General features: G+C 41.5%; 3 protein-coding genes. All 3 read left to right on the top strand.

Going from position 1 to position 12,767, the window contains the following annotated elements; genetic code table 11:
• Nucleotides 1–57 precede the first annotated feature (57 nt).
• The 3 genes from ACPF7I_RS13320 (at nt 58) to ACPF7I_RS13310 (ending at nt 12,749) form a co-directional block, all read left to right on the top strand.
• Complete coding sequence (locus ACPF7I_RS13320) at nt 58–4,347, top strand: S8 family serine peptidase (protein ID WP_430745777.1); 4,290 nt, start codon at nt 58–60, stop codon at nt 4,345–4,347.
• Nucleotides 4,348–4,392: 45 nt separating this feature from the next.
• On the top strand, nt 4,393–10,908 hold the full coding sequence (locus tag ACPF7I_RS13315; RefSeq protein WP_430745778.1) for a carboxypeptidase regulatory-like domain-containing protein: 6,516 nt from the start codon (nt 4,393–4,395) through the stop codon (nt 10,906–10,908).
• Nucleotides 10,909–10,979: 71 nt separating this feature from the next.
• Nucleotides 10,980–12,749, top strand: coding sequence for an S-layer homology domain-containing protein (locus ACPF7I_RS13310; RefSeq protein ID WP_430745780.1), 1,770 nt, complete (start codon nt 10,980–10,982; stop codon nt 12,747–12,749).
• The last annotated feature ends 18 nt before the right edge of the window (nt 12,750–12,767 follow it).

Here is a 12,767-nt window from a genome sequence, read left to right as displayed (position 1 = left end):
TTATGTATTTTATAGTTTTATAACTTTATTTTTCCATATGAGAAAGGAGAGAAACGAGTGAAGTGGAGAAAGCCTTTTAGTGTTATGACGACGACGGTGTTAATGGCGAGCATGTTTGCCGGAAGCGCATGGGCCGATTCGTCACCTAGTTCTAAAACATTGTCCGCCTCATCGTCTAGCAAATTTCAGCGGGAACTTGTGCAAAAGAAGCTTGAACGTCAATTAAAAAAGCTTCCACAAAAAGCAGAGTGGCAGGAAACAGACCACGTACGTGTTGTAGTGGAGGTGGAAGGAAAAACGCCGCTTCAATATGCAACGGAACAAGGAAAGTTGTATAAAGATTTGTCTGAGCAAACGCGTGAACAGCTGGAAAAACAAGCGGAGCAAAAACAAAAGGAAGCATTGCAACAAATTCAACAGTCTGGTGTTGACATTGATGTGGAGCAGTCGTTTACAACCGTTGTAAACGGGTTCAGTACGGAAGTGCAATACAAAGATATTGAAAAAATTCAAAGTTTGCCTTCAGTTAAGGCTGTGCATCTCGTAAATGCTTACAAACGCCCGCAACCGATGCCAAATATGAAAACAAGTCATCAATTTATCCAGTCGCAAGCAACATGGGCAGATGCACAGTTGCGTGGAGAAGGTACGGTCATCGCGATTATTGATACAGGCATCGACCCTGCCCATCAAGATATGAAATTGAGTGAACAAACAGATGAAGCATTAACAAAAGATGATGTAGAACAAATTGTTAGTGAACATAACCTCCCAGGAAAATACTTTACAGAAAAAGTTCCATACGGGTATAACTACTTCGACAAAACTGATGAAATTCGCGATCTCGGTCCGGATGCATCGATGCACGGTATGCATGTAGCTGGAACAGCGGCTGCAAATGGTCAAATTTCTGGTGTTGCTCCAGAAGCGCAAGTGTTAGCGATGAAAGTATTTAGCAACGACCCAATGTATGCATATACATATGACGATGTATATGTAGCAGCTATTGACGATGCGATCAAATTAGGTGCAGACGTCATTAATATGAGTTTAGGGAGCGCGGCGGCGTTTTATAACGAGCAAGATATGGCAAGCGAAGCGATTGCACGTGCAACAGAAAACGGAATTGTCGTGTCGGTATCAGCAGGTAACTCCGGACACTTTTCCTACGGATTTGGAAACCCGCTTGCTGAAAACCCTGATATTGGAACAGTTGGGGCTCCAGGATTAGCAGCGAATGCTCTTCAAGTTGCGGCGACAGGAAATGAAAAATATTTGTATGAGACGTTCGTAAACGCTGGTGATGTTCAAGTTGTAGGTTATGGAGCAGATAACTGGGTGCAAGCGTTTGGGGAAGAAGCAGTGGAACTCGTTTCCCTTGGCGGTGCATATGGTTTCGCAGAAGATTATGACGGAATTGACGTACGTGGAAAAGTCGTTCTCGTTCGGCGTGGTAAAATTTCTTTTTATGAGAAAACAATGAACGCAAAAGAGGCCGGAGCAATTGGAATTATTGTATATAACAACGGCAACCCGAACTTCTATAAAGATCAAGGCGGATGGGATCTCATCCCATTTATGAAAATTGAAACAGAAGATGGACAGACATTAGAGCAGCTTATTGACGACAACGGTGGTTCGCTTACTGTAAATTTTGAAATTAAAAATGAAATCGAAGACCCAGAAATGGGACGAATGACAGACTTCACGTCATGGGGAACAACGCCAAGTTTACAATTGAAACCAGAAATTTCTGCGCCAGGCGGAAACATTTATTCGACGCTACAAAATAATAAATATGGTTATATGAGCGGAACGTCAATGGCAGCGCCACATGTAGCCGGTGGTGCAGCGCTTGTCATGCAGCATTTGAAAGAGAAGTTTCCGAACATCAGTTCAAAAGAACGGGCGAAACTTGCGAAAATTTTACTGATGAATACCGCAAATATAATCACTGATCAAGAAGGCTATCCATTCTCCCCGCGTCGTCAAGGTGCAGGAATGATGCAAACGTATGCGGCAGTTACCACACCAGTATATGTCGTCAATACGACAACGGGCGAAGCAAAAGTGGAGCTTGGTGATTTTACTGAAAAGTCTTTTAAAATGACGTTTACCGCATACAACATGTCCAATGAAGATGTCACATATGATGTAAAAGCAAATGTGCTCACAGATTTAGTCGACGGAAAATATAATGCTTTAACTGCACGCCATATGGAAGGAGCGGTAATTACCCCGTCACAACAGAAAATTACTATTCCTGCGAATGGAAAAACACAGTTTTCGGTAAAAGTAGATTTATCAAATGCTAAAATACCGACAACTGACGGAGTGAAAGAGCTTCATGAAAACATTTTTGTAGAAGGATTTGTAGCTTTAAAGCATGATACGAAGCCGGATTTAACTATTCCATATGTCGGATTTTACGGTCATTGGGATGAGCCGAATATTTTAGACGGTATTGCTGATCTCGGAGAATCATCGTTTTACGGATGGTCGACGATGATGGACGAATACACGTGGTTCTTAATGCCGAACGAAGAAGGAAAGTACGCGTTTTCACCAAATGGTGACGGATTTATGGATGCCATCCAGCCACTTCCAACATTTTTACGTAATGCAAAAGAAGTGCAATACAATATTTTAAAAGGCGATAAACAGCTGCGTCGCATTAAGTCGGAAAACAATGTGCGGAAAAACTTCTTTGATGGGGGATATCAACCACCTTTCTCCTACATGGACGGCCGTCTATGGGATGGAACGGTGAAATTTCAAGTCGTTCCAGATGGAGAATATGCGTATGAACTGAAAGCAGTGATCGACTATCCAAATGCTCGTTGGCAGTCTAAGAAAATTCCGGTCATTGTTGACACAGTAGCACCAACACTTTCAGTCGAATACGATGAAGAAACAAATACGGTGTCATGGGAAGCGATTGAAAACGGTGCCGGCATTGCTGGTTATGATGTGTTTGTCAACGGCGAATCTATTACAGGTGAAACATTGTTATCAAAAGAAGAAACGAGCCTAGAGCTTCCAAAAGTGTACACGAATGCAGAAGTAACGGTGGCAGCCATTGACCACGCAGGAAATGTCAATTTTGCATCAACTGTTGTGGCAGATGATGAGGCGCCAATCATTTCATTATTCTCGCCAGAGCCACTTAGTGCGTACGGTTCAAGAGATGTGCATGTATTTGGCATGATTAGTGATGTGTCAAATGTCGATGTGACGGTGAACGGTCAAAAAGTAAATGTAAGCAATGATCCGATGATTGGAAAATATTTTTCGACAGTCGTTTCGTTTGGCAGCGACGGAGTGAAAGATATCCAAGTGACTGCAACGGATGAAAAAGGTCAATCGATCACCATTAACCGTACTGTTTTTGTTGACTCGACACCTGGACAAATCGAACTAGTAGAACGTATTCCAAAGTATGTTTCACATGACGTGGACAAGTTCAACTTACAAGTGAAGTTAAAAGATAACTATCGTCATATGCAGTTTTATGTCGATGACGATTTTGCCTATGGGGTAGATTTTGAAAGTCCTTTTGTCATGAAAGATTATGAACATACGTATACGCAAGAGTTACAGTTAGAGGAAGGGCTCAACACATTTGTGCTTACATTAAAAGATCTCGGTGGTCATGTGACACAAAAAGTTGTATCGATTTATCGTCTAGCAGAAGGAGAACAGCCACCAAAAGTAGAGATTACGGACACATATGTACAACCAAACCAATTTGTTAGCACAAACCGCCCAGCATGGTTAAGTGCGTATGCAAACGAAGAAGTGACGTGGAAAGTAAAAGTGAAAAATCCAATGGGCGAAGAGCAACAGCTTCCAGAACGAGTGGGAGAATATTATTCTTACTCTTATCAAGTGGCACAAGATGCGATGAATGGCACGTATACAGTGTTGTTTGAAGCGTACGATGCAGAAGGAAAGCTCGTTGATTCAAAAGTGAACACATTCGTCGTGTACAACTATGAAACATTAATTGAAGCTGTAAAAGTATTAAATGAAAACGGTGAGGAGCAAACATCGTTCAATCAGACGGGTTCTGCTTATGTGATGGCACGTGTACAAAACTTAGAATATGCATCAGTCAAACCGTTAGTGATTTTACAAGTGCTTGATGCAAACCGCCGAGTCGTTGGGCGTGCTTTCTTAACGATCGATCAGCTCGATCCACAACGAACGAACGGTCTAGGTATGCAGTTGCCGCTTTCATCCCTTGCGAAAGGCACGTATACAGTAGAAGCGTTCGTTTGGTCAGGATGGGATCAAAAAGCAATGGCTGAAGCGAACAAAGATCAAGTTCGATTCCAAGTAGAATAAAAGGAGGGGGCTTCCCCTCCTTACTAAAAGAGGAGGAATGTTATAGTGAGGAGAGCGTTGTATACGCTATTAGCAGTCTTACTTATTTTTTCATCTTTTGCTCCTTCTATTGTGGTACATGCGCAAGAAGAGAAGAAAACGATTCAAATTGAACTACCAGAAGGATATGAGGCGGTATGGGAGGCATATGGCTGGTTAGTCGGTTATAAAGAAGGAGATACTTATTATGCTTATTGGGAATGGCTAAGAGGTGAGCGAGATCAAGCGAACCTAGTAATTCCCGTTGACAAACTAAAACCAGATGTCACGTATGAATTAAGTTTCTCTATCAATATGAAAAATGAACAAAACGAGTATGCCGTATATGCAGACACAAGAAAATTGACATACGAACAATTAAAAGCATTGCTTGATGGTGAGACATTGTCTTTACCTACGGATCTCGTACCGATTCAAGTGACAGGTGAAGGTGCCCCAATTACCAAAAAAGCTTCAGCGGAGTATTACTTATCGATGAAGTCTGGTGATTTTACAGTTCATGCATATGACGCTAAAAGAAAAGTATTCGTTCGCCCACAAAAGATGACTGTGAGTTATCGAGGATTTGACGATGAAAATAATGGTTATGTTGTATACAAGCAATTCGAAGTAAATGGAGAACATCGTGTATTGTCATTTGAGGATGCGTTTCATGACGTTTCAAAGATTGAAATAGAGGGTGATAAAAAATTAACATCGTTTGCGTTCATGCGTGAAAAACAATCTAGTGTTGCATACGTTGATTTGAATGGGGAAGCTATTTCTCATGTGTATGTGACATCTGATCAATACAAGCATGCTGTTTTTAATGTAGTTGATAACGAGGGATATGTATACGAACTGTTACCTATTGATCTTAATTTTACAACATCTCGTACGCTATCCGTTGCCGGCCAACCGATATTAGAAAGTGCAGATGTATATTACTGGAAAGATAGTTTGAAAGGTACTTCTATTTCCTTGAAAACTGATTTGCGTCAAGGTGACTTTAAGTTAAGGAGCATTCGACAGAAAACGGATGGTGTGTATAAGAATATTGAACCATCGATTCGTATTGTCAATGAACAATGGCAAGAAATCGAGTTTGAGAAAGAGTATGCTGTGGTCGATTATGCCCATCTCCGAGTACCTAACTTGCCAAATGGCACATATGTAGTATATTACGACCTCACACTTTCAGATGGAAACAATATATACTGGAAAAAGAAGTTTACGATATCGGATGGAACGACACAACCTGTTCCAGAAAAAGAAGTTCATATTCAAACAGACCAAGCTATTTACTCGCCAAATAGTGAAGTGAAGTTTAACGGTTACGTACGTAAAAAAGGCCAAGCTGGTTACGGAATGAAACCGACATTAAAAGTGACATCGCCGACAGGAGACGTTGTCTATACGTACCAATGGAACGATGCAGATATTCAAACAGATGGTTCGATTTCAACGTCGTTTACATTGAATCAAGCAGTTACAGGCGTATATCAAGTTGAGTTGGCGACAGGAACAGGTGAAAGAGCATATACGTCGTTTACTGTTTCTGAAAATACCGTACCAGTCATTGTTTCGCCACAAGACGGCTCGTTTGTTCGAGGGGATGACAATAAAATTCACATTTATGGATATGCGAAGGCGAATGTCGATTTAACTGTACAAGCAAAACAAGGAGAAGAAGTAATTGCATCTGCAAAAACCAAATCAGATTCAACAGGTCGTTTCTCTACCGAGTTAAAGCTTGAGGATGGAACGTATTCATTAATCGCATCAGATGGTGAACACTCATCTAAACCTGTAACAATTACAGTCGATACAACGCCACCTGCTAAGCCTGAAGTGACGATCAAAGAGGAGAACAATGAACTCGTTATTCGTTGGAATGAAGATAGCGATGTTGCTTACTACAATATTTTACTTCAAGTGAATGGTGGAGAGTGGCAACAACTCAAATCAGGCTTAAATGGCCAAGAATATCGTTACTCACCATTGTTCCCAAATACGACATATCGTTTTAAAGTTGTTGCAGTGGACCAAATAGGGAATAGTAGTGAAGCGATGGCAGAATGGAAAACAGAAGAATTTGCAGCAACGACATTGAAAGTTCATACGGACCAAGGGTACTTAAAATTGGATACAAACATCGACATTGAATTATATGGCTCATATAAAGAAGGTTATAAAGCGACGGCGGTCGTATATTATGACGGGAAGCAAAAAGAAATCAGCTTGCCGTACGATACGGAGCGTAAAGCATACATTGGGGCGTTCCCGATTGAACAAGGCATGAAGCTAGTTGATCAAGCTGTTGCGTTTATTACAAATGAAAAAGGACAAAAAACGAACGAACTGATCGAAAACATTGGAAAGTATGTAGGTGCAACAGTTGAAGGAACAGTACGTGCTAATGGCGAGCCGTTAACAAAAGGAAAAGTACAAATTGGGGCATATACAGCACCTATCCAATCCGATGGCAAGTTTAAGCTAGAAGGACTGCCAGAAGGGTTTTACAGTATTGATGTTTATGATGGGCAAGAGTGGAATTACTCTGTCTCGACTATTCAATTACACTATGGACAAAAAGAACAAGTCACGCTCAACTTACCACAAGAAGTGCGCATTCATTTTGTTGATCAAAATGGACAGGCAGTAACTGATCGTTTATACGTAGAGATGTACAACGATCGTGCATGGTTTAGTGGATATATTAATCAAAAAGGGCAGTTCGTTTCTTGGGATGATCGTGCATTAAAACGTGTACCGGCTGGAGAGTATAAATTGATCGTGTACGGAAACGGTTTATATGAAACGTTGAAAACAAAAGTTACGATTGATCCAGAGCACAATTATGTAAAAGAGCCAATTAAATTCACATTAAACAAAAAAGACATCGAGGTCGTTGATGTCAAGCTAACGTTCAAAGATAAAGATGGAAATGTTATTACGGAACCAAATGCATATTTTTATTTATACCAATATGACGTATACCGCACATCGAATTACGAGCTTGGTTTTTACCATTCAACATATCCAGTTGAATACAACGAAGATGGCAGTGTAACGATTCCAAACGTCGTTGTTGCAGATGGTTATTTATTATATACAAGTGTACCTGGATATATCACGAAAGAACAAAAAGTAGACATTACAAAAGATCATTATGATGTAGTTATCACACTCGATAAAGGATTGACAGTGACAGGAAAAGTTGCTGATTACGACGAAATGACAAATGTGTGGATGTATGCATATACGGGCAGTAGCTATGGCTACGTATCATTTGCAGAGGATGGTACATTTACAATTAAAGGATTAAGCGCAAATGAAGAAATCACATATGTCGTCTCAGCAACCGATTATGTCGAAAAGAGAGAGACTGTTTCTGGGGCAAGTGAAGGTGAAACGCTCGATCTCGGTACGATCACGTTAGAGAAAGCAAAATACATTGATGGACGTGTGTACGAAGGAAGTAAGCCACTCAAACATGTGTACGTATACGTATATGATAAAGATGGACAATATGCGGGTTGGGCGCGTACCGATAAAGATGGCTATTTTAAAGTTCGCGGCTTACAACCAGGTATGTACAAACTTGAAGCATGGTATAACGGAAAAACGCTTGAGCAAGAAGTTGATATTCAAAAAGAATCACAGACGGTCACGCTTACATTTACAAAAGGAACAGGAAGTTTTGTAGGTGAAGGAAATCGCTTCGTTGCGTCTGTTGACACGGTCGTACCAGGCAAAACAATTGACTATAAGCTAACATATCGGAATAACGGTACTGTAGATGAAGAAAACGTTCCTGTCGCACTTACTTTGCCGAATCATGTGGAGCTTGTCAACAATTCGCTCGTTGTCAATGGTCAACAAGCTGCATTAACGAACGGTAAAGTGACTATTCCTAAAGTAAAAGCTGGCGAATCCGGAACGATCGCCTTCCAAGTAAAAGTCAAAGAAACGGCGGATGATTTTGTACGTGTTGTGGCGAAAGTCGGAAATGGAGATGATTTGTCCGCAACAACAAACGTATTATTTGTAACGATGCAGGCCCCATCACAAACGGCAGAGAAACAAATAAAAGTATACGGAAAAGCAAAACCAAACGCAGTTGTTGAAGTATATGCTGACGGAAAAAAATTAACCGAAACGAGAGTGGAAGGTCGTTGGTGGTTTGCGACTGTCAACTTGCCAGTCACAAAAGAAAAAGAAACGTTCGGACTGTATGCTATTGTAAAAGAGAACGGTCAGCAGCACATGTCAGACGTTTCTACTGTTCAATATGATGCCTCTGTCCCAAAAGTGGAGAAAGTCGAAGTGTTTGCTGGATGGAATGGAACGGTATCAATCAATCCATATACGGGTGTTGCTTCATTTGCGATTGTTGAAAAAACACCGCTCGATACGAAAGTTGTATTTAGTGACGAAGTCGATGAAGCGTGGATTGAGTTTTTAGGCGAACAGTATAAAATGGAAAAACAAAGTGACGGCAAAACGTTCACATTCGATGGCTCAAGATTAGGCTCTTGGAGCTCGTACGGTGAACAAATGTTACAGCTCATTTTCAAAGCGAAAGGGCAAGAAATTCGTCTTCCGCTCATGCAAATTATTGTGCTTATTGACCCGTCAGGTTATGTGTTCGAAGGTAGCATGGAGAACCGTTTAGAAGGTGTCACAGCGGAAGTCCAGCAGCTACAAGGTGATGAGTGGGTGAAATGGAACGCAGAGTTTTACGGGCAAGTGAATCCGCAAGTAACCGATGAAGAAGGTCGATACGGTTGGGATGTAATCGAAGGGAAATGGCGCGTCGTTTTCTCAAAAGAAGGTTATGAAACGTATACGTCGCGCATTGTGAACGTTCCACCAGCGGAAACACAATTGAATGTGCCACTTGTCCGTCAAAGTAATCCGCGCGTAGAAGCAGCAACGCCTGCAACAAATGCGGAAAACGTAGATACGAACGCAAGTGTACAAATCACATTTGATCGACTAATGGACAAAGCATCCATTGAACAAGGTGTTGCGGTGTACGAGGTGAAAAACGGACAAAAAACAAAAGTAACTGGTACATTTACGTACGATCGTATTTATAACGGTTACAAGTCTGACGAAAGTAAAAAGGATGCGAGCTCACTTGATGGCAAGGGAGAAAGCGGTTGGTTTGTTGAAGATACAACGAAAAAACTCGTTCAATCATTTACATTTAAACCAAACGCGCCACTTAAACATGGTACAACGTACGAAGTTGTCATTGGCTCGCAAGTAACAGACTATGCGGGTAAGGCGATGACAGATTATACGTACACGTTTGTAACAAAACAACAACCGGCTAGTTCGGCACCAGGAGGATCTTCAGGATCAACAACAAGTCCAGCTCCAGTTCCTGCGCCAACACCATCTCCAACGACAGGTGTTGGTAAAGAAGTGATTGTAAATGGTGAAAAGACGGTCGAATTATCTACAGAGCGCGTGTTGGAAATGGCGAAAAACGTCGCTACAGTAAACATTGCGGTTGAGCGTAAACAAGGCGAACAAAACGTTCATACGTTTAGCGTACAAGTGCCGAAACAGTTAGCTGAGGCATTATTGGCTAACGGAAAATCGATGTCGGTTGAGATGAACGGGGTCAACATTGCTTTATCTAAAGAAGTGTTGAAATCATTTACGAAAGCTGACGTCAAACTATCTGTGAACGTCAGAGAGGCGAAACAAGAGACAGAAGGCAAAGTGCTTGCCCCTGTATACGAATTGTCTGCGAAAACAGTCGATGGCCAACACGTAGTAAGTGAAAAGCCTGTCACCGTTGCATTTTACGCGACTTCTGCGCCTGTCGATGCTCGAAAAGCAGCTGTATATCGTCTCAACGGTCAGTCTTATGAATACGTTGGCGGTGTGTACGATCAGTCGAAAAAACAATTTGTCGTTTCAATCGATGCGTTCGGCACATTTGTGGTTGTAGAACAAAATAAAACATTTAACGATGTAACGAGCCGATTAGCTTGGGCGAAAGAAGAAATTGAAGTACTTGCATCACGTACCATCATTCAAGGGATGACAAAAGATCGTTTTGCACCGAACGAATCGATTACACGGGCTCAATTTGCTGTATTGCTTGCACGGGCATTGAAGTTACCTGTTTCTTCATACAGCGGTGTATTTGTAGATGTGCCAGCAACACTTTCTTGGGCAGCACCATACATTGAAGCTGCATATCGCGCAGGAATCGTTCAAGGAAGCAACGATCTCTTTAAACCGGATGCAGCGATTACTCGCGAACAAATGGCAGCGATGCTTGTACGTGCTCTGGCGTACAAAAATGAAAATATAAAAGGCAATGGATCAATTTCGTTTGCTGATGAGTCGGAAATTGCACCATATGCTCGTGAACATGTACGTCTAGCATCGTCATTGCAGTTAATTCGTGGCACGGTTGTCAACGGCAAACTTGTATTTAAGCCAAAAGCGAATGCTACGCGTGCAGAATCAGCCGTTATGTTGTATCGCCTACTTCAACAAATAGCAGAATTTTGATGAACAAAGAATGGCTTCTGTCAAATAGACAGCAAGCCATTCTTCTATGCTGTATAAAAGGAGGATTATGGATGAAAAAAGGAATCGCAATGTTGCTATGCTTGTTGCTTATCTTTTCCTCGTTTCCAGCTTGGGCAGCGGGAGTTACTGTATCAACAGATAAGTCTGCTTATGTACGAGGAGAAAAGGTGAATATTTTTGGCAATGTGCAAGGAAAAGGAACAAAACCAACATTGACAGTAAGAGGGCCTAATCAATCAATTGAGTATACTTATCAATGGAATGATCAGGAAATTAGTGCGGATGGTGCTGTACAGACGTTTTTTACACTAAAAGACAACGCAGCCTATGGTACATATACGGTCATTTTAAAAGCAAGTAGTGGAGAGGCAACAACAACATTTGTTGTTGAAGAACCGAAAAAAGAAAAAGTGGTCGAACTTACTGCGGAATTGAATTCTTCTTATGTAGAAGGGGATACAGTGACTGTTTTCGGAACAATAAAGGAAGATGGAAAAGCATTAAGTACGAGTGTACAAGTGACATGGATGAAAAACGGAACGACGTTAAGACAAGAAAGTGTTTTTTCAAATAATAATGGACAATACACTCATACATTTCGTGTCATTGAAACCGGTTCTTATATTGTTAAAGTGGAGGCTCTAGGAAAAACAGTCGAAAAAAGCTTTACTGTTTCCGCAGCCCCAACACCGACGCCTAGTCCGGCGCCATCGCCAAGTCCGAATCCAATGCCAACACCGACGCCAAAACCGTCACCTCAACCTACTCCATCAAAAGGAGAGAATGTGGATGAGGCGGTACGTCAGCAGTTGCAGTCATCGATGTCAACTGTGACGGTTCAAGTAGAGAAGCAAGCAACTGTTTCTGCAGCAACAGTCGGTGAAATCGTAAAAGCGAATAAACCGTTAGCTGTTCAAACAAGTGGTGCAACAGTAGCGATTTTACCGGCTACGTTGCAGTCGTTTGACGCCCGTTCGAGTGTAACGGTTACAGTTATCCCTGTGCAAAAAAGTGAAGCGTACCGAGCATACGACTTCTCTATTCAAGTAGATGGAAAAAAATATGATCGCTTATTTCAGCAGCCGATTGAAATTCGCATGAATGTTGGTAAACAAGTAAAAAATGTTGATTATACAGCAGCGTATTATTGGAATGAAGAGACGAAGCAGTGGGAGTATGTTGGTGGGACATTGAAAGGAGAAGAATGGATTGCTTCTGTATCTCACTTCTCCACATATGCAGTCATCGAGCAATTTAAAACGTTTGCTGATGTGAAAACGCATTGGGCGAAAATGTATATTGAATCATTAGCATCGCGTATGGTTCTTAAGGGAATGAAAGAAAATGAATTTGTTCCGAACGGAAGTGTAACGCGTGCGGAATTTGCTGTATTATTGGCAAGGGCGTTGCATTTGCCAAAGACGACATATAAAGGCACATTTACGGATGTAAACGAAAAGTTGAGATGGGCTGTTACTGAAATTGAGGCAGCCAGTGCAGCTGGCATTATTCAAGGAAATGGGGGACGCTTTGACCCACACGCTCCTATTACGCGTGAGCAAATGGCAACGATGATTGTACGTGCAATTCAATACAAAAATGAACAAGTGTTAGAAAGAGCAAAAGAAAGAAATGTGTCATTTACCGATGCTTCCACAATCGCGCCGTACGCTCGTGAAGATGTGCAGTTGGCTGCGAAACTACAAATTATTGATGGGAAAATGCAAAATGGTCAACGAGTTTTCGAGCCAAAAGGGAAGGCAACGCGCGCGCAAGCAGCAAAAATGTTATATGAAATGCTTCGATTGCTGAACGAATAAAAGGATGTCCATCGCGGA

It is taken from the genome of Anoxybacillus dikiliensis (assembly GCF_050613275.1).
GTDB lineage: Bacteria > Bacillota > Bacilli > Bacillales > Anoxybacillaceae > Anoxybacillus.
The sequence above is the reverse complement of the archived record's forward strand: the minus strand, read 5'-3'. Positions and strand labels throughout refer to the sequence as shown.

Excerpts from the sequence above, each read along its gene's own strand:
- ACPF7I_RS13310 (WP_430745780.1), top strand. The coding sequence starts at position 10,980 with ATGAAAAAAGGAATCGCAATGTTGCTATGCTTGTTGCTTATCTTTTCC.